Origin of the sequence: Stecheria intestinalis, from assembly GCF_009696165.1 — a bacterium.
In the GTDB taxonomy this organism is placed as follows: Bacteria; Bacillota_I; Bacilli_A; order Erysipelotrichales; family Erysipelotrichaceae; genus Bulleidia; species Bulleidia intestinalis.
In genome coordinates, this window is record NZ_VUMN01000004.1 from 1 (window position 1) to 23,556 (window position 23,556).

Consider the following 23,556-nt stretch of genomic DNA (forward strand, 5'->3'; position numbering starts at 1 on the left):
CATGCCCGGAGCGGTTCTTCGATATGGGCATTGCCGAAGCAGATATGATCGGACATGCGGCAGGACTGGCGGCGAGCGGATATATTCCGTTTGCGTCGACGTTTGCGATGTTCGCAGCAGGCAGAGCGTGGGAACAGATCCGCAACAGCGTTGCGTATCCGCATCTGAATGTCAAGGTGTGTGCAACGCATGCAGGGATCACGGTCGGAGAAGATGGCGTATCGCATCAGGCAACGGAAGACATTGCGTTGATGAGAGTGATTCCGGGCATGGAAGTATATGTGCCATGCGATGAAGCAGAGACGAAGGCAGTGATCGATCATGTTGCATCGACGAATAAGCCGTGCTATGTAAGACTTGGCAGAGCAGCAGTGGAGAATGTGTATCCGGCGGATCAGAAGTTTGATTTCAGCAAGGTGAATGTGGTCCGCAAGGGAGAGAAAGTCGCAGTCTTTGCATGCGGAGTGATGGTGCAGTCGGCATTAGGCGCAGCAGAGATGCTGAAAGCAGATGGAGTTGACCTCACTGTCGTAGATGTGTGTGCCATCAAGCCGGCAGATGAGGCAGGAATTGTGGAGATCCTGAAGAACCATGAAAAGATCTTCACGGCAGAGGAACATAACATCATCGGCGGACTTGGAGGAATGATTGCCGAGATTGCCGGAGAGAAGTGCCCGAAGCCGATCCATCGGATCGGAGTGAAAGACCGGTATGCCGAGAGCGGACCGGCAGCAGGACTGATGAAGAAGTACGGCCTGGATGCCGAGGGTGTATACAAGGAAATCAGGGAAAACCTGTAATCGGAAAAGATAACGGAGATTCTCTCAAAGCTTAGTGCTTAAGAGGAATCTCCGTTTTTCTGACTGAGATTGTTCTGTTAGGAATGCTTCAGCTGATTAGTTCTGCTGTTCGGGTATCTGTATGGGGCGAGACATGAGGAGGGCTTCAGAAAGCTCATCCGTTTTCCGTGAAGAGGGAGAATGAGCTGCACAGTCAGAGCGTTCCGGAGTGCTGAAAGAAAGAGATCAGTATACATGCAGGACTGCATTGGTCAGATTCAGAATGCAGGCCTTCCTGCCGCTTTCCGGATTCTCGGCAAGGAGTGCGAGCTGGCCATGCAGCGTGTCTGTTCCGAGCTTGACCTGGAAATCGCATTTTCTGTGGCTGACAGATATCTTCTTCGATGCTTCAGAGAGGGCGTCACTTAATTCGCAGTGCTGTTTCAGCATCCTGTCATTACCATCTGTTTCCACCAGATCATGCAGCAGTGCTTCCATGCGGTCATCTGCCCGGAAGACCCGGATTTCCGGACCGAGTTCCAGAACAGCCTGGGAGAAGATGACATTGCTTTCGCCAATCAGATCATCATCCGGCTTGTAAAGAGCTCCTAGAGGAACTTCTGCAGCTGCCTGATAATACCGGTCGGTGCATTCATCGGTCATGTTTCTGACAAATGGGCTGGCAAGCAGCTCACTGAGCGGCATGGGCTTGCTGAAGAAGAATCCCTGGATGAAGTTCAGGCCCCATTGTCTGGCACAGATCAGCTGATCCAAGGTTTCGATTCCTTCTGCAATCATCATGCATGATGTTTCATGACTCATGTCGATGATGCTGCGGATGATGATCTGAGTCCTTTGATTCCGGTAATCTGCAAAAAATGACTGATCCAGTTTTACGCCTTTTACCTGGTAGGTTCTGAAAGCAGAAAGAGAAGATTCCCCGACTCCGAAGTCATCCATCCAGATTCTGAATCCGAGATTCTGCAGCTTGCGGATCGCATTTCCGAGCAGCTTTGCTTCAGCAAATGCAGACTCTGTGATCTCCAGCTGAATCTGTGCTCTCGACACATGATATTCAGAAACAATGCGATCAATCTCTTCGGGGAGATTGGCATATTGGAAGTCTTTCTGAGACAGATTGATATTCACGAAGATTCCTTCCGGGAACTGTGCTTTATGATTCTGAAGATCTCTGCATACCTGCTCCAGAAGAAACAGATCCAGGCGATAAATCTCTCCTGAATTTTCCAGGTAAGGAATGAAATCGGCTGGAGGAATCATTCCTTTTTCGGGATTGATCCAACGGCTCAGCGCTTCGTATCCGCAGGTTGTTCCGCTCAGAGATCCGACGATCGGCTGATAGTACGGAACAATTGATGCATTGCTTAATGCTTCTGAAAAGGCATTATGAACGAAGATCTCCTTCGCTCTCTCCTGTTCCATTTTCTGATCATAGAAACAAAGATACGGGCTGCTTATGGCAGTTTCACAAGCGTATTTTGCCCGATACATCCCCGTTGCGAAATCCATTGGCGCATCCTTTGCTTCATGATGGAGGATACCCGCACGGATGATAATCATCTGCCGTTCCTCCAGGTTTGCGGCTTCTGCCTGGACAGCCTGGATTCCCTGAACGAATGCTTCTTCCTGCATTGACGAAAACAACACAAAATGGTCGACTTCGCGATTTACCAGGACAGCATCCGGAATGTGATGGAAGATCAGTGAACCGATCTTCTCGATCAGAATTCTTCCCTCCCGATAGCCGAATTCTTCATTGATTTCTGCAAATCTGCTGATATTCAGATATGCGAGACTCCATGGCTTATCTTCCATCAGTTCCTGATGGAACTGTTCTGCGGCGTCGTTGACCGTGTTCAGACGGCCGGAAACAGAAGTTCTCTTCTTCTGAAAATATTCCTTCAGATCTACCGGTGTGAGGTTTCCCTCCACTCTGCCTGTTCCGCTGTCCTTTGCCTGATACAGATAGGAATCTGCGATCTGAATCAGAGAGCGGATTCCGCGTTCCGCATCTGCTTTGCCGATGCAGTAGCCGATCCCGCAGGAGATTGCGGGTCCGTCTCCCTGTTTCCGGCTGGATTCATTGAACTGGATCAGCTTCTGATAGAATCTGCCGGCATCCTCCGAGTCAGAAATGATCAGAAATTCATCGCCGCCATAGCGATAGCAGCGATCCTCAGGATCATGGAAAACCTCACGCATCTTTCTGCCGATTGTCTGCAGGATCCGGTCTCCGTATGCGTGTCCATAGGTATCGTTCATTGTTTTGAAGGAATCCATATCAATCAGTGCAATGCCAAGAGTGTGCCCTGCATAGTCTGACAGGTCCTCCCGCAATGCGGTCCGATTCAGAATTCCGGTCAGCTCATCCGTCCTGCTGTCATGATACAATTCATCCTTTTCTTTCTCTGCGGCAAACTTACGCACTTCAGTTCCGAGAAAGCTCTGCCAGTGTAACCAGTTGACAAGATCGCAGATGATGAAAAGAATCACGAAATCCAGAATATCCTGCAAGGCAATCGGGCGCTGAACTGATATTAGAACTGCAGAAGCGGAAGCAGCATTGATGACTGCGTTCCGGATAAAAGCTGAATGTTTCAGATGGGGAAGAAGGCTGATTGTAATTGTGACGAGGATGTACTCAAAGAAGAAACCGCTATGTTCCTGGGCGGCAAAAAAGGTAATGCCGGCAAGGGCCATATTGATTCCCATGAACCAGCTGCTGATAATCTTTGTCCTTTTCTCAGCGGTTCCATGAAATCGTTTTAATTCCAGAAGCAGAAGAATCACTGAAACAGAATTGAAAACGAATATGAGCTGATATACAGCACGTGCGCTGATTTCAGGAAGCACTTCGCCATCTGGATAAGGTGATATGGTGCCAAGCAGACCGATGCCGGAAAGCACACATAGGAGAATTCCGGAACTGATGTGAAATGGCAGATTGCTGGAATAATAATCTGCGATCAGCCGCGGGTCATTCTCAGATATTTCTGCACCTTGTTCTGCAAAAGACTGTTTAAAATCCTGAAGCTGCTTTTTTAAGTCAACCATACTATCTATCTATATGTTCCATCGAACCATGCATCCATGATGTGCATATTTTTCCTGAATTCAGAGTGGCGCTTGTGATCAAGGGTTGCCGTAAATAAGATCTGCAGAGAGACCTTTCATTCTCTGCAGAATCAATCCTTTATCACAGGCATTATTCTATCCTCAGTAGAGACTGGATTCCAGCCGCTATTGAGCCCCGGGCGCTTGCATATATTCCGGAATTCAGAGCCGGAAGGGCTGAATATCCCAGGCAGTCGTGAAGCGTTCATCTGTGAAATGAAATACCCTGCCAGGCGAGCGAAAGAAAAAACCCTGTATCTATCGGAATCTTATGATCAGATGATTCAATAAATGATCATATAGACGTAAGCGCTTGCAATATATGCCCATAAATGCTAAAAAAGAGACATCAAAGCTGACGTCAGTTCCTGATCGACGTGTTACTGGTAATGCAGGCAAGATCGGATGGAAATGAAATTGCGCTGAGGCGTATTTCATTTGCGTTCGATCTTTTTCTGAGATTCAGGAACATCGGAGCGCAGCAGAAAGGGAAGGATATGGATTACAGAAAAGTTGCGGAAGACATTCTGAAGAATGTCGGAGGCGCAGAAAACGTCAAGGAAGTCACGCATTGCTTTACCAGGCTCCGGTTTGTGCTCAAGGATTCTTCTAAAGCTGATAAAGCGGTTGTAGAGCATCTGGAAGGAGTGATTTCCGTCGTTGAGTCTGGCGGTCAGTTCCAGGTTGTCTGCGGCGCGAAAGTCGAGAAGATCTATGACGCGCTGACAGAACTGATCGGAACCAGCATGAATGCAGGAAGTGCTGCAGAAGGTGAGAAGAAGCAGGGACTTGGTACCACGATTCTGCAGAAGATCACGCAGATCTTCACTCCGCTTGTTCCGGCCATCGCAGCCGCTGGTCTGATCAAAGGACTGCTTGCCGTATTCGCGAGAATGCCTGGATTCGACACGGCGAATTCCACATATATCATTCTCAATACCTGCAGCAACATCATCTTCTATTACATGCCGGTCTTCCTGGCTTATACCGGATCAAAGGCGCTGAAGACCAACCGGGTCATTTCCATGATCCTCGGCGGTTTCCTCTGCCATCCGACGATTGATGCGATGATGCAGGATGTCGCAACAAAGTCTACGATCTTCGGATTGCCGGTCATCAAGATGGCATTCACAATCGGTGAATCTTCCAAGATCTTTGCCTATACCGAATCCGTCATTCCGATTCTGCTTGCATTGGTGGTACTCCATTATCTGGAGAAATTCCTTAAGAAATATATTCCGGAAATCCTTCAGATGATTCTGGTTCCAGGCCTGTCTCTGATCATCATGGTGCCGGTGCTGCTCGTCGCAGTCGGCCCGGTCGGAATCTATGTCGGCTATCTGATTCAGTGGCTCTATACTGCCCTCTATAACTTCTCACCGGTTCTCGGCGGTATCATCATCGGCGGTCTCTGGGGAGTGTGCGTGATCTTCGGCGCTCACCGTGCTTTACTGCCGATCGGTCTCAATGATGTGGCAATGACCGGAACGAATACGCTGATGTGCTTTGCTGGTTCTGCAAACTTCGCTCAGGCTGGCGCAGCGCTTGGTGTCATGCTCAAGACCAAGGATCAGAATCTCAAGCAGGTCGCTGCTTCTGCTTCTCTCTCAGCATGGCTGGTCGGAATCACGGAGCCGGCAATCTACGGCTGCAATCTCCGTCTGAAGAAGCCGATGGTCTGCGCGATCATAGCCGGTGCTGCCGGAGGTGCGATCATGGGCATTGGCAGAGCGGTGAATACAGGGTTTGCTAATAATGGAATTCTGACGATCATGTCGTATTATGGAGAAGGAACTTCTCTGTCTCAGTTCATCGCCTATATTATCGGTATCTGTGTTGCGTTCTTCGGAGCTGCTGCTCTGACGTATTTTGTCGGATTCGATGAAGGTNCTTCTGCAAGTGCTGCATTTGCTGATGTTGACTTCGGAATGGGAGATGTTCCGCAGCAGAAGGCTGCTGCCGACATCGTGATCAATTCTCCGGTAGAAGGAAAGGCTTACCCGCTGTCCGATGTGCAGGATGAAGTATTCTCCTCCGGGGCAATGGGAAAGGGAATTGCAGTGCTGCCGAGCAAAGGAGAAGTCATTGCTCCGGAAGACTGCACGGTATCAGTATTGTTCCCGACAGGTCATGCTGTAGGCTTGCAGCTGGCAAGCGGCGTGGAGCTGCTGATTCATGTGGGCATGGATACGGTCAACCTCAATGGCAAGGGATTCACGAAGCATGTTGCTCAGGGGGACCATGTCAAAAAAGGAACGAAGCTGGTTTCCTTTGATATTGATACCATCAGGGAGGCTGGTCTTGATACGACGGTCTGTGTGGTAGTCGCAAACACGGACAAGTATCAGGAAGTCAATGGCGTGGTATCAGAACACGCAGATACGAATACCGCAGTACTTGATATCAAGGGCTGATGAGGAGGAAAGCACCCTATGTCAGAAACTATTTTTCCTGAAAACTTTCTCTGGGGCGCTTCTTCTTCTGCGTTTCAGATTGAGGGTGCCTGGGATGAAGATGGAAAGGGAATGAGCGTGGCAGATTTCAACTCATTCCAGCGTTCTTCTGTGCAGGCTGATTCCAGGATAGCCAGTGACTTCTATCATCACTGGCATGAAGATATTGCCCTGATGAAGAAACTTGGAATGAAGGCCTACCGTTTCTCGCTGTCCTGGTCCAGAATCATTCCCGATGGAGATGGAAATGTCAATCAGAAGGGGCTGGAGTTCTACGAGAAGGTCATCGATGAACTGATCGCCAATGGAATCGAGCCTCTGGTTACGCTGTATCATTTTGATCTTCCATTTGCATTGGCAGAGAAATACAATGGCTGGCTGAGCAGAAAATGTGTCTATGCATTCGAACGCTATGCCAGAATCTGCTTTGAGAGATTCCGCGGGAAGGTGAAGTGGTGGCAGGTCATCAATGAACAGAACCTGATGATCCGTGTGGATGAGCGCATGAATATCTATCATCCGGAAAGTGCACAGCAGGCAGATGAGATGCGTGCCCAGATGGATTACCATATGTTCCTCGCGCATGCACTTGCGGTGAAGCTGTGTCATGAAATCGATCCTGATGCTAAGATCGGACCTGCGGTTTCTTCTACCTGCACTTATCCGAAAACAAGCCGTCCGGAAGATGTATGGGCAGCAGTCCGGAATGACTGGTTCAAGACTGAATACTGCCTGGACATGCATGTATACGGCGAATATCCGGGTTACTTCAGAAATTACCTGAAAGAGCGGAATATCACGCTCAGTACAGAACCGGAAGACGAGAATATTCTGAAGTCTGCGAAGATCGATTATATTGCTCTGAATTATTATCGTACGCTGTGTGTCAGTGCACTTGCTGCGGATGCAGAACATCCCCTGGGAACGCGTGCTTTCCGGAATACGGAAGTGGATTTTGATCAGTATGGGTATTTCCGCAATGAACGGAATGAGAATCTTGAAGCAAGCGAATATGGCGCACAGATAGATCCGATGGGTCTCCGCATGATTCTGAATCGCTACTGGCAGAAGTATCGCCTGCCGATGATCATCACAGAGAATGGGCTCGGAATGCATGACGAGCTGACCTCTGATGGAAAGATTCATGACTCCTATCGGATTGATTATCTGCGTTCTCATATTCGGGCTATGGGAGATGCCATGAGAGATGGCGTGCAGATGCTGGGCTACTGTCCGTGGAGTTTCATGGACCTGCTGTCTTCTCATCAGGGGTTCCGCAAGCGTTACGGATTTGTCTATGTCAATCGGGATGATTTTGATCTGAAGGATCTGAGAAGAATTCCGAAAGACAGTTATTTCTGGTATCAGAAGGTGATCGCCTCCGGCGGCTCCGATCTGTCATGAGTTTATGAGAGCTGTCAAGGTGCTCAACAATTCTCTGGTTCTCGCAATTGATGACGATGGAACCGAGAAAATTCTGATGGGAAAAGGGATCGGCTACCATAAAGCGATCGGGTACGAATTCGGTGACGAAGAAATCGAGAAGGTATTCGTACTTGAGAATCAGGAGGTATCCCGCCGGATTCTGCAGCTGGCAGCTGAAACAAGTGCAGTGTATTTTGACCTTGCCAAAGAGATCATCGGTTATGCGAAGAGCCGCTATCATATGGAGCTGATGGATCATATCTATCTCTCCCTGACCGATCATCTTGCCTTTACTGCCAAACGAGCAAAGGAAGGCATCACTTTTCAGAATTTCTATACTCCGGAGATGAAGGAATTCAATCCGGAAGAATATTCGGTCGGAGAATATGCGGTTCAGCGCATGAGCAAAGAGCTCGGCATGGAGATTCCATCAGCTGAGGCAGGAAACATTGCCTGGCATTTCATCAATGCAGAAACCGGGAGTCATGACAGCATCAATCGTGTGGCAATTGCGGCAACTACCGAAGATATTCTGAATATTGTCAGGTATACGTTCGGGATCACGTACCGCAAAGACACCATAGCATGGTCCAGGTATCTGACGCATGTGCAGCTGTTTGCAGAAAGACTGGTAACCGGAACGCTTCTTCCGGAAGAACCGGATACCATGCTGTATGAACAACTGAAGCAGACCTGTCAGAAAGAGTTCATGTGCGTGGACCGGATCAGAGTCTATGTAGATGAGAAGTTTCATCAGAGGCTTTCAAGCCAAGAACAGATGTATCTGGCGATTCATCTGCATCGGATACTCAGCGATGTGACTGCTTCGGAAGAAGACAATCAGGAATAAACCAAAAACGGAGGAAGCCATTGAAGCTTTCTCCGTTTCTGGGAAGAAGGTTCCGGAAATCATGTCTGGAACCTCATAGAACTTTAAGCATTCAGCACATCGCGGATGACAGCATCCGTTCGTCGTCTCCGTCTTATTTCTCCAGCAGACTGTTCAGAATCAGAGGACGGATCTGGACACTGTCGGCTTAATGCTCACCAAAAATGGCGCATGGGGAATTTATTATGAATAATAAAACGCGCATGTGAAATGTCTCAGAAGTTTTTTCCGCTACGCATGAAGTCTACCAGGTTAATGTGTTCAATGCCATTGCGCTGCTGGAGAAGAGAGTCTGCTGTTACTACATATTTGGGATAATTATCCCTTATTGACTCCAGAGGTCTGTATTCGCGGTCTTCCGTATCCTTAGACAGAGCTATTGTATATGCTACTTGCACATAGGAATAATGCATATCGCTATCTCTTAATATGAAGTCGCATTCAAGCTTGCCTATACGACCTACACTCACAGAGTAGTCATGAGATCTTGCGTATACATAAATGATATTTTCAAGTACGGGACCATAATTGATCCGGTTATCAGTGTTCTGTGCAAAGTAAAAACTCGTATCGGCAAGGTAATACTTTTTTTCACCACTTAGAGATTTTTTTGATTTCATGTCAAAGCGGGGGCATTCATATAATATCTTGGCATCTAGCAGAGCATGAACATATCGTGCAATGGTTGCTTCGCTGATAGATGTCCCCGTATGCTCGATTGCTTTCTTTAAGCTCTTCAAGCTTGTTGTTGCACCAAAATTGTTGATGATATATTTCTGTACTGTTTCAAAGGTGCTCTTATTCCGTATTTTCAGCCTTCTTCTGATGTCTTTCTCAAAAATCTCATTGATTGTGCTCTCAACGTATCTGCGTTTGGCCGCCATGTTATCAAGTTGAATGGTTCTGGGAAAACCTCCCTCAAGTATATAATTCTGAAGCTCTTCCTGACGATCAGCCGCAATCTCTTTCCCATAGTATTTTTTAATGCCCTCATATTCTTCAAAGGAAAGAGGAAACATCTCGAACTCAATATATCTGCCTGTGAGCTTTGTCATAAGCTCTCCGCTGAGCAGATATGAATTGGAACCGGTGATGAAGATTGACCATTCGCCTGTTCCGCGGAATCCATTCAGTACTGTTTCAAAACCATCCACATTCTGGACTTCATCAATAAAGAGATATTTAGTTCCTGATGTATCGGGAATACTGTTTATAAGCTGCTCTAATTGTTCGGCTTTTTGGATCTTGTTGTATTCTTTGCTGTCGAGGTCAAAGAAATGAATGTTTTCTGCGGGAGTCCCGGATTCCCTTAGCTCCTGGGAAATAGTCTCCATGAGACAGGACTTGCCACATCTTCTGACTCCGGTGATTACCTTGATAATGTCTGTCGCGGAATAATAATCACGTATTCTTTTCAGATAGTTTTCTCTTGGATACCAATTCATACACCCATACCTCGGAAAAGCTATTATCAAACAGGAATATAACAAAATCACTGCCATCATTCAAGTTTAACGTTAGCGATATTGAAAAAATATCAAAAACGCTAACGTTAAAATGGATTAATTGGCTTTGCCATGCCAATAATATGTCTGCCCGCTGCTTTCTTCGTCCGTGATGATCAGGACAACCTGACTCTGATGTTGTCACGGAAGTCTGTATTTGATATATGAAATACAAGATCATCCTGACAAGTGAACCTCCCCGCCTAGGCTAAGCTATGCATGAGGCTTCCAAGTGCTTGTATGCCCTCGGACTTCCGTCTGCTAAACGATACGGTAACAGCACAGCTCACAAGCCGGAACTTATGCTCTCATCAGTATTAACGTTCTTCAGACTTACGCCAGGCTCGTCAGACTGCCATAGGAAGCAGCGGATACAAAACTCTGTTAATCTTCCTTAACAGCCCGTGGCTATAATAGCGGCTCTCCGATAAAAAGACGGGAACTTAGGAAACTTCTGATCGAAGGGGTCGGATGAAGAGCATCATCAGCAGAATGAACTATGCATTCAAGCATTCCCTGCAGCAACGGAATCGAACAATTATTGGCACAGAAAACAGAGCACGATTTCATCCTGACGAGAAAAGTAGTTTTCCTCGCATTGGAAAAGGATTAATGGAAAGAGCTCTTCTGGTCCGACAGCTGCTTCCTGAGAGCCATATCTGAAACATAGAAGAAGCTGGGAGAACGATAACCAGGAATATAGAAAGCGCGTTAACGAAGGCTTTTGCCGCCGCTAATTCAAAAGGATCTGAAACTTGCAGCGCATAAAAAAGGTTCTCCGGGATGATTGAGAACCTTTTTGAACTTTATGCATTCAGTGCATTGCGGATGACAGCATCCGTTTCTTCGTCTCCATCTTTATTGAAGATCGTGAGAACCGGAACCTGATAGGTATCCTTCAGAACATTTGCGGCAAATCCGAAGGTATTCGGATGACGCTCCTTGTTTCCAGAGACTGCAGCCGCTTTGACATACGGACGATTCTTTTCAACAAATGCTGCAACAATAGCAGGCAGCTGTCCGACCCCGTCGGTATAGGTGATCAGGAGAACCGGTTCGTCAACGGTTTCTTCTCCGGTTGTGATCTTCAGTACGTTATCGGCATTGAGTCTGTTAACAAGTTTTTCAACATTCCCGGTACGGGAAGCATATACTAATTTCATATGATATAATTCCTTCCTCTGCTTGCATGATATCAGAAATTATCACAATAAAATATAAATATTGATCTATTTATTTGCACAATATCACATGATCATATGATAACTTGGATCACATAGATAAAAGGCAGAGGCTTTCCCTCTGCCTGGCAGGCACTATGATTTCGCCGGGTGATCTCCTGGATCATCTGCGGAGAGCTTGCCTTCATTGAAATGCTTGCGGCAAAGAGCGATATATTCGTCATTGGCGCCAAGCATGACCTGGGCACCTTCTCTGACAATGCCATGCTTGTTGTAGCGGGCGTTGCAGATTGCTTTGCGGCCGCACCAGCACATGGTTTTTACTTCATGAATCTCGTCGCAGATCGTGAGCAGTCTTTCACTGCCCGGGAACAACTTGTTCTGGAAATCTGCGCGCAGACCATAGCACATGACCGGAACGTTCAGGTCGTCTACGATGTGAGCCAGGAAATCAATCTGTTCCGGGGTGGCGAACTGGGCTTCGTCTACAATCACGACATCATAGGTATGCAGCTCTTCCTCGGGCATTCTGCAGATATCTTCCAGGAGGACACAGGGGCGGCTGAGGCCCATTCTGGAACGGATGATGCGTTCACCATCTCTGGTATCTACTCCGCTTTTTGCGATCAGCACTTTCTGACCACGCTCTTCATAATTAAATGCGACCATCAGTGCGTTGGCGGTCTTGGAACTGCCCATTGCACCATAATAGAAGTACAGTTTTGCCATTGTCTCTGATATTTCTCCCGGAACTAGTTTACCTTACTTTAGGGATCTCGGCATAGAAATGTTCCAGAAGGAGAGACGTATCCGGTACCATCTGGTTTTTCATGTACAAAGGCACAGACTCATTGATTCTGAACATCAGACGAGGAATAGAGAGAAATTGTCTCTTTCTTGCAGGCCACAAATCTTCTATTTTGATGTTCTTCAGAAACCTGGAAAATTATTTCCTCGATCAGAAGTCCGGCATAGCCTTGCCTTGCCTTGCAGGAATGGTGCTGGGTCAGAAAAGCAGAGGCCAGCTTCTGAAGGCTTCAGGATCAGAATGTACTGCATATCTGATTTCTGGATCTTCCAGAAGAGCAATCCCTGGTTCAGCAAGGGTCATGATGCCATTTCCTTTCAGCATTGCCTGATCGCACTGCCTTCTGATGCAGTGAGTGTGCTAGAATACAAAGCAATATTAAAACTGTTTCATCAATGGATCTTCATCTGAGAAAGAGAGGCGGTATGGTATGAATTGCGACAGGAAGGCAATGCTTCAGGAGACGATCCGAATTGCCTGGCCGGCGGTTCTGGAGTCGTTTTTTGTGGCACTCGCCGGAATGATAGATACCATGATGGTTTCATCGCTTGGGACCTACGCAGTTGCGGCAGTAGGCCTGACCATTCAGCCGAAGTTCATCACCCTTGCTGTGTTCTATTCTACGAATGTTGCGGTAAGCGCATTAGTAGCTAGAAGAAGGGGACAGCAGGATCGCAAGAATGCCAATGAGGTACTGCTGACAGCCTTGGCATTCACGATTCTTGCGGCAATTGCACTGTCTGTGATTTCAGTGGCAGCAGCAGATCCCATCATCCGTCTATGCGGGTCTTCAGCAGATACTCATGAACCTGCAATTACTTATTTCCAGGTAATCCAGGGAGGAATGATCTTCAATGTGCTGACGATGGTGATCAATGCCGCCCAGAGAGGCGCAGGAAACACGAGGATTGCCATGACGACGAACGTCGTTTCTTCTCTGGTCAATATCTGTTTTAATTATCTGCTGATCGGAGGCAACTTCGGGTTCCCGGCATGGGGCTTGTTCGGAGCTGCAGTGGCTACGGTGCTTGGCACAGTCGCTTCCTTTTTTCTGGCTCTTCGTTCCTTATTCAGGAAGAACAGCTATGTATCAATTCCTTATCTTCTGAAAGAGAAACTGAAGCCATCAGGAGCATCCATGAAATCGATCTGGGCCTTGGCTTCCAATCTTCTGATTGAGAATTTTGCGATGAGAGTCGGGTTCATGGCAACTGCTGTCATTGCAGCAAGACTTGGCACAGATGCATTTGCAGTGCATCAGGTCGGCATGAATTATCTGAGTCTGGGGTTCTCATTCGGAGATGGCATGCAGGTTGCTGCTGTAGCTCTGATCGGAAGATCTCTGGGTGAGAAACAGCCGGAGAAAGCAAAGATCTTCGGAGGAATCTGTCAGAAAGTAGGGTTATGTATTTCCATTGTGCTGGCTGCGCTTCTGTTCTTCTTCGGAAAGGAACTGTTCCAGCTGTTCTTCCAGGGACCTGAGCTTCTGGATATGGGAGTGCTGATTGCGAGATTCACCATGGTGATAGTGATCTTCCAGATCTCCCAGGTGATCTATGGAGGGTGTCTGAGAGGAGCGGGAGATGTGAAGTACTGCCTGAGGGTTTCTCTGCTCAGTGTGACGATTATACGAACCGCTGTGACCTGGCTGCTGACGAGCATCATTCCGCTGGGCTTAGCAGGAATCTGGTTCGGTGTGCTTTCTGATCAGCTTTCCAGATATTTGCTGCTGATGAGCAGATTCAGAAAAGGGGATTGGACCAGAATCATGATCTGATCCAGGAAAATGCTGATGTTGCATGGATATGATAATGGAAACAGACACTAATATTATGCCATTCTGCTAAGAAGGAAAAGGACTATAGCAGCTTCAGTTCTGAAGCACTATAGTCCTTTTTCAATGTGAAATGATCAGTCTTTCCGACAGTTAATGATCTGAAGATTGAATGGATAAGACTAAATCAGTTCTATTTTTTAAGTCCATAAAAAGCAAGCATTTCCAAAATCTTAGCATCCTGGTCCGGAGTGGAGTCATGTACCGGTTTCCTTGCCGGTCCGACTTCTGCGATGCCTGCCAGTTCGACCGAACGCTTCATCATGGACGGAACCGTGCCGAGCTTCAGAATGCCGCGCAGTACATCAATGTCTTTCTGCAGCTGTTCTGCTTCTGCAGTATTGCCTGCTTTCAGATCCTTCCAGAGATTCACGATCGTATCGACGATGACATTGGAAGTGCCTGCAACGCATCCGGCTGCACCGAGGGCGTATGCTTTGGAAATCTTGGAATCAGAACCAACCAGGACTTTCATCTCGGTACCCTTTGCGGCATCGAGATAGCCCTGAAGATTCTCCATATCGCCAGACGAATCCTTGATGCCGAGAATGTTCGGGCATTCCTTTGCAAGGCGTGCAACGACGGAAGCTGGGATGTTGCAGCCGGTAGACTTCGGAATGTTGTACAGCATGACCGGAATCTTCACGGATTCAGCAACAGCCTTGTAGTGATCGAACAGTTCATCATCGGTCGGCTTGATGAAGTACGGCGTGATGACAGACAGCACGTCTGCACCGGCTGCTTCCATATCCTTTGCCAGGGAAATGGTTTCCCTGGTAGAGCATGCACCAGCCCCGGCATAGACAGGGACACGGTGATTCACGACCTTGACGACTGCCTTGACGAATTCGACTTTCTCTTCATGCTCGCATACATGGAATTCGCCATTGGAGCCAAGCGGGAAGATGCCATCGACGCCATGATCAATCAGATGATTGACGAGCTTTTCCATTGCTTCGTAATTGATGGACTGCTCTGCATCGCGATGGAACGGGGTGACGATCGGGGTTACTACGCCTTCAAACATTGCCATATTATTTACTCTCCTTAATTTGTTCTTCTTTGCGGATACTTGCGCCGAGTGCTCCTCCTGGATGCCATTTCACATACTGCTGCGGAGTAAGACCTTTTTCATTCTGAAGGAGAATTGAAAGACACTGCAGAATAATAAGTTCAGCCAGAATGGAAGCACGCGGGGGTTTATTCATTGCATCACCTTCCTGATCGACATGAGCAAGCAGACAAGCCTCTGCTTCTTTTGCTAACCAGGACTGTCTGTTCCCTGTGACAGCAATGATATGTGCTTTATTCTTTTTCAGGCAGGTAACGGTTGCTTTTAATTCAGCTGTTTCACCGCTGTTGGAAATAGCGATGACAACATCTCCCGGAACGACCTGGCCAGAGGATCCATGAACTGCTTCTGTGCCATGAAGCTCGTAGGCTGGTGTTCCAGTTGAGCTGAGAAGGGAAGCGGCATATCCTGAAACATGGCCAGGTTTGCCGATGCCGGTCACATGGACTCGGCCACCCTCTTTCTCAGCTTTCAGAATCAGCTCTTTTGCCTTAGTGAGGCTTTCATAGTCCAGAGTTTGTTCAAAAGCCTTCAGCTGGTCATTAATAATACTGAGAAATTCTTCTGTTTGCTGTCTATCTGAGTTTTTCATGAATTTGAATTTATTCCTTAACAAGGTAAACCAGGCGCTTTACTGATGCGAAAACGCCCGGCTTTTTTCTGCGAATGAATGTGCGCTTTAGCAGAGAAAAATTTTCCGGATCAATTACTTTCCAGCTCTGAAAGCTTCAATCTTTTCTCTGACCTTTGCAGCATTTGCTGCAATTTCATCGGAAGATCCCTTGGTCAGAAGGCTTCCCATGCCCATGAAATCAACTCCGTTCTCCAGCCACTCATTGATGTTGTCCAGGCTGATTCCGCCGGAAGCCATGATCGGCATGAACGGTGTAGGCGTCTTGAAGATCTTCACGAGCTTCGGTCCGTAGAAGTTCGAAATCGGGAATGCCTTGATGAAGGCAGCGCCCCAGGTCAGACCATTGATTGCTTCGGTTACGGTTGTGCAGCCAGGGCCGTAAGGAATCTGGTAGCGATTGCACATCCGTGCGACTTCTTCATCTGCATTGCAGGAGATGATGAAGTCTGCTCCGGCCAGGATGGCGATGCGGGCGGTTTCCGGATCGAGCACGGTGCCGGCACCGACAACCATCTGATCACCGTATTTTTCCTTGACTGCCTTGATGCAGTCAGCGGCGTCATTGTTGGTGAAGCTGATTTCCATGCAGGGAAGTCCGCCTTTTACCAGGCCGTCGGCAATTTCAAGGGTGCGCTTGACGTCCGCACGGACTACCGCAAATGCGCAGATATCGTACATCTTCTGAGTAATTCTAGCTTTCTTTAATGCTGCCATGTAATTATCCTCCTATGCTATTTATAGCATTTATCATGCTTCTGTTTTAAGTGATATCTGTCCAAGAATTGATAGATGGTTTTGAACGTTTGACCAAACTGGGGCGAGCAGCTGTCTTCTCCGCAATCAGCCCGTTACATGATTTCTTTGATCCATGCTGACACAGATAATAAGCTTCTCAGCAATTAAAAGAAGAATACTTTCTTGCGAGGCCCGAATTCAGAACTCATCTGAGCATTGCAAAATCTCCTGGTTGATCGTTTGGACAATTGTATGAGAAAGCGTTTCCGTTTCTGTTGCTTTGTCTATCGTTTTTGCCAGGCTGAACTTGCTAGAATTACGGCATAAGAAAGCAGGTATAGAAAATGATTGGATTTATTCTTGCCAGCCATGGCGAAATGGCAAATGGAATGCTTGATTCCCTGAAATTGTTCTTCGGAGATTTAGAGAAGGTGTCTGCTTTATGCTTCCATGGGGAAGATGATCCGGTTGAATTCGGTAAACAGATAGAGAATACAATTCATGAGCTGGATGATGGAAGCGGAGTAATGGTATTTGTTGATCTGCTTGGCGGAACTCCAGGTAATCAGTCAACTCTATGTTTGCGCGATGAAAATGTCCGTAAGAACACCAGAGTGATTACTGGAATGAATCTCGGAATGTCAATGGAATTTCTGGCGCAGCGTATGGCATGTGAAAAGATTGAAGATATTGATCTCGATCATCTGATGAATGCAGGACGCGATGGAATTAAATGCATCAATAAAGAAATGAATCTGCTTTAGTATGACAAAAACTCTATGGATCCTGATCGCTGTACTGGTGCTGTTCTTCGGCCTGGCTTATTCAAGAAAGGCATTGGGAAATTCGCGCTTATATAAGATGCTGGCGATGCTGAAGGAAGGCAGATACAGCGAAGTTGAGAAGCTAGCGACAGATACTTCATCGAGATTGCTGCTTAGCCCATTTTCCATTCAGCAGGTTCTTCTGCAGAAAGCAATTCTTAAAAAAGATACAGAAGATGTAAATAGAATTGTTGGCCAGATGGGAAAACTGAAGCTGAATGAACAGATGAAAAAAGAGTATTATCTTGAAGCGTTTAATTACTATGTTCCCGTCGGTGAAAACGAAAAGGCAAAAGAGTGCGCTGCCCAGATTCAGAAATTGAATGGATTTGACGATACAAAGAGAGTGGTTTCCCTGATAGAGGACGTAGTCATTGAGGGCAATACTGATCATCTTTCTGACTTGATTAAACAAGCAGAAAATGCAGATGGGATTGAAAAAGTAGGAATGGAGGGGCTGATTTCAAAGATTTATCATCAGCTCGGAGACTTCAAAAACGAAGAGAAGTATACAAAGAAAGCGCAAGATGATCTGAAACGGATTCAGAATTGGAAGGGAGCATGAGCTCTGTCCAAAAGTACGAAAATCAGCGCCAAGATTCATTCAGGTGAACGTATCGGGTGAAAGCGCTTAACAATAAAATGCGGATATGGAGATGAAAAGCAAGCGAATACAGCTGGTCGCCTGCTTGGCATCGAAATAACAGGATTTGAAATCAGAAAGGGAATAAACAAATGAATGTTATTAGAGCATTGCTGGTTGGTTTAATTTACTGGCTGGCCATGGGACGTGCTAATTATTTCTTCTCATTGATGGCTAGACAGCCATTGCTGCTTGGCGTTATCTATGGTGCATTATATGGGGATGTACAAGCAGGCTTGATGTATGGCGCAAATATCCAGCTGATGTACATCGGCGTAGTTGCTGCTGGAGGAAACATTCCTAATGACCCTGCTCTCGCTGCTTCGATTGCAATTCCTGCCGCTATTCTGGGCGGACTGGACAGTGGCGCAGCAATTGCAATTGCAGTTCCGTTTGGTGTCATGGGTGTAATGGTTAATAACCTGCGCAGAACGATTAATACGATGTTCCTGGCGACTAAGGTTGATAAGTGCATTGAAGATGGCGATTTCAAGAAGGCACATAAATATCAGTTCATTATTCCTTGGTTGATTAATGGTGTGCTGTATGCCGTTCCGGTTTTCCTGATCAATCTGGTTGGACCTTCTATTATTCAGGCTGTCATTGAAGCAATCCCGACATGGCTGCAGAATGGCATTGCTAATGCCGGAAATATGCTCCCTGCACTGGGATTCGCTCTGACTCTGGTTGTTATGGGCAAGCAGTATATGCCTTACTTCCTGCTTGGTTTCTTCATTTATGCAATTACTGGTTTCTCCATGCTGACTGGTGCAATTATTGCTCTTGCTCTTGGCATGATTGTTGAAAGCGTATCAAACAATGCTCAGAGTGAAGGAGGTATGAACTGATGTCTGAGGCAGCAGAAAAAGCAGTTGAAACATCGGAAAAGAGAATCATTACAAAATCCGATTTGAGAAAAGTCTGGTGGAGATGGATTCTTGCAGTTGAAGTGCCGGTATGCTTCGATCGTATGCAGGCGTTGTCCTTCGGCTATGCAATGGATCCGATTATCGATAAGCTCTATAAAGATAATCCTGAAGGAAAGAAAGAAGCTTATATCCGTCACAATTCCATGTTCAACACGAACTGTGACTGGGGCTCAATTATCCATGGTATTGTCATTTCAATGGAGGAGCAGAAAGCGCTCGGCAATGATGAGATTGATGATGAAGCTATCCGCTCAATCAAACTTGGATTGATGGGTCCTCTGGCTGGTATTGGTGATACCTTCGACCAGGGCATCATGGTTACACTGACCCTTGCTATCTTCACACCGCTTGCTCTGGAAGGAAATGTCTGGGCAGCATTCATGCCATTCATTATCTTTGAAGCGTATGCATTTACAGTATCCTGGACGCTGATCAATCGTGGCTATGAATTAGGACGTAAGTCTGTTTTCACGGTCCTCAAATCTGGGAAGTTGCAATCCATTATTCGCATTGCATCTATTGTTGGTACCTTCATGATCGGTGCTCTTGCTGCATCTTATGTAAAGGTATCGACTCCTCTGACGTTCAGCTCTGGATCAGAAGTCAAAAACGTACAGGATCTGCTTAATGGTATTCTTCCGAAGCTGCTGCCGTTCCTTGTTACAATGGGAATGTATCAGTACATTCAGAAAAATGGAGCAAAGTACATCCGCCTGATCATTATCACCTTCATTGTCTCCATTGTTCTCACGTTCTTCGGCATTCTCTAAGTTTAAGATTAGGAAAAGGATTGGTGTTCAATATGATTGATATGATTCGTGTAGATTCAAGAGGCGTCCATGGCCAGGTAATGACCCAGTGGGTACCGAAATTCAATACTAAGAATATTGTGTTTGTCGATAACAAGACATCTACTGATGACTTCATGTCGGAAGTGATCAAGATGGCTATTGCCCAGCGGAAAGTTTCCGGAGTTATCTGCAGTGTGGACGATGCTGTAAAGAATCAGGAAAAATACAGTGGTCTGAACAGCGCGATGGTAGTATTTCAGCATATTGATAACCTCTACGATGCCTATAAAAAAGGATTCAAAATGTCCTCGGTAAATATCGGAACGATTGGTGGCGGACCTGGCAGGAAAGTTGTAGCTCCTCAGGTTTCGCTTAACAGTGAAGAAGTCAGTCAGCTTAAAGAAATGAATGATAATGGGGTTGAGGTTTATTTCCAGACGACTCCGGATTATTCTAAGCTGAGTTTTGCGGATATTCTTGCTGCATTCAATAAGTGAGGGTAAATCTATGACAAAAGTTCTGATTACACCAAGAGGATTTGCTAAAAATGGCATGGAATATATCCGGAAGATGGAGGCTGCTGGTATTGAAGTTCATTACAACAATACGGGACTTCCTTACACGCCGGAGCAATTCCTCACTCTCGCTAAAGGATGTCAGGGCATTATCGTTGGTGTGGATAAGATGGATGCTCCTGTTCTTGAACAGCTTCCGGATCTGAAAGTAATCTGCAAGTTCGGCGTTGGAACAGATAATATCGATCTTGATTACTGCAAAGAGCACAACATTTATGTCGGTCGTACAGTTGGTTCCAATTCTCGGAGTGTTGCTGAACAGGTTGTAGCATTCATGTTTGCTGATGCAAAGAATCTTGCTTATGAATTCAGAAGCGTGAAGTCCGGAGTCTGGGATAAGAAACAGTCCATTGAGATCTATGAAAAGACATTAGGAATTGTCGGATTCGGAGCAATTGGAAAGATTATTGCTGATTACGCGAATGGATGCGGAATGCATGTGCTTGCCTATGACGCTTTCCCGATCGCTCCTGAGGCTGCTGAAGCGCATCATGTGACGGTAACAGATCTCGATACCATTATCAAGACGGCTGATTATATCACGATTCATGTTCCTCTTCTGGATTCCACGCGCAATATGTTCGGCACTGTGCAGTTCAAAGAAATGAAGAATTCCGCTTGCCTGATTAATTGTGCAAGAGGTGGTATCGTAAACGAAGATGAGCTTTATGACGCTCTCGTAAATAAAGATATTCGTTCAGCATATTTCGATGTCTTCACTGAAGAACCGCAGAGCAAGTCTTTCAATGCAGCGGACTTCAAACTGTTGACTCTTGACAACTTTGAATTAACACCGCATACTGCAGCTCGTACGAACGAAGCAGATATCAGAACCTGCAAGATGTCGTCTGAAATTGTTACAGAACATCTGCTGGCTTCCTGAAACAGAATGGTATAATTGCTATACATAAAAAATCCGCCCGTGTCAGCGGATTTTTTGGGAGATTGCATGGTTATTGAGGAAGTATTTAAGGAATTTGCACGAGTTGTCGGTGAAAATCGAAAATATGAAATCAGCTTACTGAATCCCGATGGCATTATTGTCCAGACAACGATGGAAAACGCTGCTGGGAAGCGAATCATAGATCATACGAACACACCAGACAAAGTTTTCTATCAGTTAAATGTGGATGGAACATTCTACGGGATTCTGATGATTCAGGGAGAGAATATGAGCGTAATTGCTCCGCTGATCCGCGATTCCCTGGTTACAAGAGTTCGATTTGAACTTCAGAAAATGCGGATAGACAATCAGCTAAGCAATGGCGAATTATTGGTCCAGATGCTGATCAATCCCTTTGAGTTTGATTCTGAAAAAGTAATCCGGCTCTGCGAAAAGATGAATGTTCGCACAGACTGCTTTCGTGTCTGTATCACAATGACTTCAAGCAAAGGGTTTGATAGTAAAGCTGCAGCAAATGTAAATCTTCTCCCTGATGATATTCCTATCTGTGCACTGATTGATCCGCGAGAATTGGTGATGTTCAAGTCGATCTCAGAGGAGAACATGGATAAGGAATTTCTGGAGAATACAGTTAAAACATATCTGGATTCTCTTCGCAGGATTGGTATTATTGCAGATCGCGTTTTTGTCAGCATGCCGATTCGCAAAATTCATGAGTACCATTTAAGCTTCGAAACCTGCAATTGGCTGAGCTCTCAGGCAAGTATAAAAGATAGTCTTGTCTTCATGTCAGAACATCTTTACGAATATTTTCTTTCCGGAGTAAAGCCGCAGTTTATTGCACAGACAATTGACAGCAGCATTCTCGAGAAGAAGAATGTCGACATTGATGAGTTTATTGACATTGCTAATCACATGGTCGAAGCCGATTTCTCTGTAAATAAGACCGCTCAGGAAATGTTCATCCATAAAAATACTCTGATCTATAAGCTGAAGAAATATGAAGATGCATTGGGTATTGATATTACCGGAAGCACAAAGGGAAGAGTTGTCTTTACATTAATTGCTAATGAACTGGCTGATGAAAGAAAGAGAAAACGTCTGGGGCTGTGAGTATGAAAGAGAAAATAAAAATCGCAAGAGTTGACAAGCGAACATTGCATGCAACCGTTGCTCTGAATTGGAACAGATTCATATCTGTAGATGAGTTTATTGTGGTTGATCGTCTGTATGTAAAAGATCCTTTTGTGGAACAGATCATGCAGCTGACAATTCCAGATCAGAAAGTCTCCATTATGGAGGTCGATTCCTTCATTCCTTACATTAACAGAGATCTGGAAGAGAAGGTCACAGCCTTTGTTATTTTCAAGGATATAGCTACTCTATGCGAAGCAATTGAAAAAGGTTTTTTTGTTCCAGAAGTTCAGCACCTTTATCCTTCTCGTTTCATGAGCAAAGCGAGTATCAAGAAATATTTCACTCCTGAAGATCAGGAAAGCTTAAAGTATATTGAATCTAAAGGAATTGCAAATTACTTTCAGACAGATCCTTACCAGGATAAGACTTACTTCTCAATAAATGAATGAGTTGACGGTTTCTGACTGAAACTATACAGGGATCAACAATATGGGAAAGAAAGACAAAGGGTTGAACAGTCTTTCCAGCCTGAAAAAGGAGTTGTATATGACAGATAAAAGATCAGAAACTTCATTTCTGTTCGCAGGTAATATTTATCGAGACCATTTGAACAGACTGATTCTTTACAGGAGAAAAACAAAGCAAGCCTATCTGATTCAGAAAAATGATGAAGCAAAGCTAAGTTTCTATCAGTACAGAATTCTGCTTGTGGCAGCGCTATTTGTTGTTCTTACAGTTTTCGGCATCAGTGTTCTTTATGCTGGTATATGTTCAATTGCAGTTCTCGTCCTCCTGCAGTTTATGTATATGAATTTTCTGAAGACACTGACGCCGGTAAAGAAATTTACTCCGAAAGATCAGGAAAGCATTCTCAACAGAATGGCGAAAGGTTTTACAAAAAAGAAACTGATGCTTAGAGGGCTCATTTTCTTCGCCGTTGGAATATTAGTTGTTTTGAATGGCATTTATAGCCATTTCAGTACTGATGTAATGATCGTTAACTATGTGATTCTTGCATGCTGTACTGTATTTGGAATACTGAATCTTACTGCTTCATCTCATGCAGATAGCTAATCTCTAGAAACTGCCAGATTTTTCCGTCTGATAAAACACTTGTTTCCAAGCTGTTCTTCAAGGGACCTGAGCTTCTGGATATGGGAGTGCTGATTGCGAGATTCACAATGGTGATTGTGATCTTCCAGATCTCCTAGGTGATCTATGGAGGGTGTCTGAGGGGGAGCTGGAGATATGAAGTACTGTCTGAGGGTTTCTCTGCTCAGTGTGACGATTATACGAACCGCTT

21 protein-coding genes are annotated in these 23,556 nt (G+C 45.7%); 14 read left to right on the forward strand and 7 right to left on the reverse strand.

What is annotated here, in order from left to right; genetic code table 11:
- Positions 1-800: transketolase family protein (locus tag FYJ51_RS02720; protein ID WP_154502913.1), on the forward strand; the 800-nt coding region annotated here is incomplete at its 5' end.
- A gap of 225 nt (positions 801-1,025) precedes the next feature.
- On the opposite strand, the gene FYJ51_RS02725 is transcribed toward FYJ51_RS02720, so the two are convergent.
- Complete coding sequence (locus tag FYJ51_RS02725; protein ID WP_154502915.1) at positions 1,026-3,854, reverse strand: GGDEF domain-containing phosphodiesterase; 2,829 nt, start codon at positions 3,852-3,854, stop codon at positions 1,026-1,028.
- Positions 3,855-4,411: 557 nt separating this feature from the next.
- Between FYJ51_RS02725 and FYJ51_RS02730 the strand changes: the two genes are divergently transcribed.
- The 3 genes from FYJ51_RS02730 to FYJ51_RS02740 are packed head-to-tail and all read left to right on the forward strand — an operon-like array spanning position 4,412 to position 8,642.
- Positions 4,412-6,328 (forward strand): beta-glucoside-specific PTS transporter subunit IIABC, encoded by a 1,917-nt coding sequence (locus FYJ51_RS02730; protein ID WP_154502918.1) that lies wholly within the window; start codon positions 4,412-4,414, stop codon positions 6,326-6,328.
- An 18-nt stretch (positions 6,329-6,346) separates the two neighbouring features.
- Positions 6,347-7,771, forward strand: coding sequence for a glycoside hydrolase family 1 protein (locus tag FYJ51_RS02735; RefSeq protein WP_154502921.1), 1,425 nt, complete (start codon positions 6,347-6,349; stop codon positions 7,769-7,771).
- Between the two features lie 4 nt (positions 7,772-7,775).
- Complete coding sequence (locus FYJ51_RS02740; RefSeq protein ID WP_154502924.1) at positions 7,776-8,642, forward strand: PRD domain-containing protein; 867 nt, start codon at positions 7,776-7,778, stop codon at positions 8,640-8,642.
- Positions 8,643-8,896: 254 nt separating this feature from the next.
- Here FYJ51_RS02740 and FYJ51_RS02745 read toward each other — a convergent pair whose 3' ends face one another.
- The 3 genes from FYJ51_RS02745 to FYJ51_RS02755 all read right to left on the reverse strand — a co-directional run bounded on the left by FYJ51_RS02745 (position 8,897) and on the right by FYJ51_RS02755 (position 12,096).
- Positions 8,897-10,126 (reverse strand): ATP-binding protein, encoded by a 1,230-nt coding sequence (locus FYJ51_RS02745; protein ID WP_154502927.1) that lies wholly within the window; start codon positions 10,124-10,126, stop codon positions 8,897-8,899.
- Positions 10,127-10,992: 866 nt separating this feature from the next.
- On the reverse strand, positions 10,993-11,349 hold the full coding sequence (locus FYJ51_RS02750; RefSeq protein ID WP_154502930.1) for a class Ib ribonucleoside-diphosphate reductase assembly flavoprotein NrdI: 357 nt from the start codon (positions 11,347-11,349) through the stop codon (positions 10,993-10,995).
- 153 nt (positions 11,350-11,502) lie between these two features.
- Positions 11,503-12,096, reverse strand: coding sequence for a thymidine kinase (locus FYJ51_RS02755; RefSeq protein ID WP_154502933.1), 594 nt, complete (start codon positions 12,094-12,096; stop codon positions 11,503-11,505).
- Between the two features lie 509 nt (positions 12,097-12,605).
- Here FYJ51_RS02755 and FYJ51_RS02760 point away from each other — a divergent pair.
- Positions 12,606-13,952 carry an MATE family efflux transporter gene (locus FYJ51_RS02760; protein ID WP_205946137.1) on the forward strand — a complete coding sequence of 449 codons (1,347 nt, stop codon included), beginning with the start codon at positions 12,606-12,608 and terminating at the stop codon, positions 13,950-13,952.
- Positions 13,953-14,142: 190 nt separating this feature from the next.
- On the opposite strand, the gene dapA is transcribed toward FYJ51_RS02760, so the two are convergent.
- The 3 genes from dapA to FYJ51_RS02775 all read right to left on the reverse strand — a co-directional run bounded on the left by dapA (position 14,143) and on the right by FYJ51_RS02775 (position 16,429).
- On the reverse strand, positions 14,143-15,042 hold the full coding sequence (dapA, locus tag FYJ51_RS02765; RefSeq protein ID WP_456243030.1) for a 4-hydroxy-tetrahydrodipicolinate synthase: 900 nt from the start codon (positions 15,040-15,042) through the stop codon (positions 14,143-14,145).
- A gap of 1 nt (position 15,043) precedes the next feature.
- A complete protein-coding gene (locus FYJ51_RS02770; protein WP_154502936.1) occupies positions 15,044-15,673 on the reverse strand; it encodes a KpsF/GutQ family sugar-phosphate isomerase in 630 nt (209 codons plus the stop codon).
- Positions 15,674-15,787: 114 nt separating this feature from the next.
- Complete coding sequence (locus FYJ51_RS02775; protein ID WP_154502939.1) at positions 15,788-16,429, reverse strand: beta/alpha barrel domain-containing protein; 642 nt, start codon at positions 16,427-16,429, stop codon at positions 15,788-15,790.
- A 365-nt stretch (positions 16,430-16,794) separates the two neighbouring features.
- Between FYJ51_RS02775 and FYJ51_RS02780 the strand changes: the two genes are divergently transcribed.
- The 9 genes from FYJ51_RS02780 to FYJ51_RS02820 all read left to right on the forward strand — a co-directional run bounded on the left by FYJ51_RS02780 (position 16,795) and on the right by FYJ51_RS02820 (position 23,327).
- On the forward strand, positions 16,795-17,214 hold the full coding sequence (locus tag FYJ51_RS02780; protein WP_154502942.1) for a PTS sugar transporter subunit IIA: 420 nt from the start codon (positions 16,795-16,797) through the stop codon (positions 17,212-17,214).
- A 106-nt stretch (positions 17,215-17,320) separates the two neighbouring features.
- The gene (locus tag FYJ51_RS02785; protein WP_154502945.1) at positions 17,321-17,839 is read left to right on the forward strand and encodes a hypothetical protein; all 519 of its coding nucleotides are present in this window, start codon (positions 17,321-17,323) and stop codon (positions 17,837-17,839) included.
- Positions 17,840-18,009: 170 nt separating this feature from the next.
- The gene (locus FYJ51_RS02790; RefSeq protein ID WP_154502948.1) at positions 18,010-18,765 is read left to right on the forward strand and encodes a PTS mannose/fructose/sorbose/N-acetylgalactosamine transporter subunit IIC; all 756 of its coding nucleotides are present in this window, start codon (positions 18,010-18,012) and stop codon (positions 18,763-18,765) included.
- Positions 18,765-19,616, forward strand: coding sequence for a PTS system mannose/fructose/sorbose family transporter subunit IID (locus FYJ51_RS02795; protein ID WP_154502951.1), 852 nt, complete (start codon positions 18,765-18,767; stop codon positions 19,614-19,616). Before FYJ51_RS02790 ends, FYJ51_RS02795 begins: the two co-directional genes overlap by 1 nt.
- A gap of 32 nt (positions 19,617-19,648) precedes the next feature.
- Positions 19,649-20,134, forward strand: coding sequence for a PTS sugar transporter subunit IIB (locus tag FYJ51_RS02800; RefSeq protein WP_154502954.1), 486 nt, complete (start codon positions 19,649-19,651; stop codon positions 20,132-20,134).
- A gap of 10 nt (positions 20,135-20,144) precedes the next feature.
- Positions 20,145-21,095: a phosphoglycerate dehydrogenase gene (locus FYJ51_RS02805; protein ID WP_154502957.1), complete on the forward strand. Its 951-nt coding sequence runs from the start codon at positions 20,145-20,147 to the stop codon at positions 21,093-21,095.
- 66 nt (positions 21,096-21,161) lie between these two features.
- Positions 21,162-22,229, forward strand: coding sequence for a PucR family transcriptional regulator (locus tag FYJ51_RS02810; protein WP_154502960.1), 1,068 nt, complete (start codon positions 21,162-21,164; stop codon positions 22,227-22,229).
- 2 nt (positions 22,230-22,231) lie between these two features.
- A complete protein-coding gene (locus tag FYJ51_RS02815; RefSeq protein ID WP_154502963.1) occupies positions 22,232-22,702 on the forward strand; it encodes a PTS sugar transporter subunit IIB in 471 nt (156 codons plus the stop codon).
- 40 nt (positions 22,703-22,742) lie between these two features.
- Complete coding sequence (locus tag FYJ51_RS02820; protein WP_154502965.1) at positions 22,743-23,327, forward strand: hypothetical protein; 585 nt, start codon at positions 22,743-22,745, stop codon at positions 23,325-23,327.
- Positions 23,328-23,556 lie beyond the last annotated feature (229 nt).

Bases quoted from the DNA above. Each gene is read 5' to 3' on its own strand.
- FYJ51_RS02780 (WP_154502942.1), top strand. From the start codon at position 16,795: ATGATTGGATTTATTCTTGCCAGCCATGGCGAAATGGCAAATGGAATG.
- FYJ51_RS02750 (WP_154502930.1), bottom strand. From the start codon at position 11,349: ATGAAATTAGTATATGCTTCCCGTACCGGGAATGTTGAAAAACTTGTT.
- FYJ51_RS02790 (WP_154502948.1), top strand. From the start codon at position 18,010: ATGAATGTTATTAGAGCATTGCTGGTTGGTTTAATTTACTGGCTGGCC.
- FYJ51_RS02805 (WP_154502957.1), top strand. From the start codon at position 20,145: ATGACAAAAGTTCTGATTACACCAAGAGGATTTGCTAAAAATGGCATG.
- FYJ51_RS02815 (WP_154502963.1), top strand. From the start codon at position 22,232: ATGAAAGAGAAAATAAAAATCGCAAGAGTTGACAAGCGAACATTGCAT.
- FYJ51_RS02755 (WP_154502933.1), bottom strand. From the start codon at position 12,096: ATGGCAAAACTGTACTTCTATTATGGTGCAATGGGCAGTTCCAAGACC.
- FYJ51_RS02735 (WP_154502921.1), top strand. From the start codon at position 6,347: ATGTCAGAAACTATTTTTCCTGAAAACTTTCTCTGGGGCGCTTCTTCT.
- FYJ51_RS02760 (WP_205946137.1), top strand. From the start codon at position 12,606: ATGAATTGCGACAGGAAGGCAATGCTTCAGGAGACGATCCGAATTGCC.
- FYJ51_RS02775 (WP_154502939.1), bottom strand. From the start codon at position 16,429: ATGGCAGCATTAAAGAAAGCTAGAATTACTCAGAAGATGTACGATATC.
- FYJ51_RS02800 (WP_154502954.1), top strand. From the start codon at position 19,649: ATGATTGATATGATTCGTGTAGATTCAAGAGGCGTCCATGGCCAGGTA.
- FYJ51_RS02785 (WP_154502945.1), top strand. From the start codon at position 17,321: ATGCTGAAGGAAGGCAGATACAGCGAAGTTGAGAAGCTAGCGACAGAT.
- dapA (WP_456243030.1), bottom strand. From the start codon at position 15,042: ATGGCAATGTTTGAAGGCGTAGTAACCCCGATCGTCACCCCGTTCCAT.
- FYJ51_RS02725 (WP_154502915.1), bottom strand. From the start codon at position 3,854: ATGGTTGACTTAAAAAAGCAGCTTCAGGATTTTAAACAGTCTTTTGCA.
- FYJ51_RS02810 (WP_154502960.1), top strand. From the start codon at position 21,162: ATGGTTATTGAGGAAGTATTTAAGGAATTTGCACGAGTTGTCGGTGAA.
- FYJ51_RS02740 (WP_154502924.1), top strand. From the start codon at position 7,776: ATGAGAGCTGTCAAGGTGCTCAACAATTCTCTGGTTCTCGCAATTGAT.
- FYJ51_RS02795 (WP_154502951.1), top strand. From the start codon at position 18,765: ATGTCTGAGGCAGCAGAAAAAGCAGTTGAAACATCGGAAAAGAGAATC.
- FYJ51_RS02745 (WP_154502927.1), bottom strand. From the start codon at position 10,126: ATGAATTGGTATCCAAGAGAAAACTATCTGAAAAGAATACGTGATTAT.
- FYJ51_RS02820 (WP_154502965.1), top strand. From the start codon at position 22,743: ATGGGAAAGAAAGACAAAGGGTTGAACAGTCTTTCCAGCCTGAAAAAG.
- FYJ51_RS02770 (WP_154502936.1), bottom strand. From the start codon at position 15,673: ATGAAAAACTCAGATAGACAGCAAACAGAAGAATTTCTCAGTATTATT.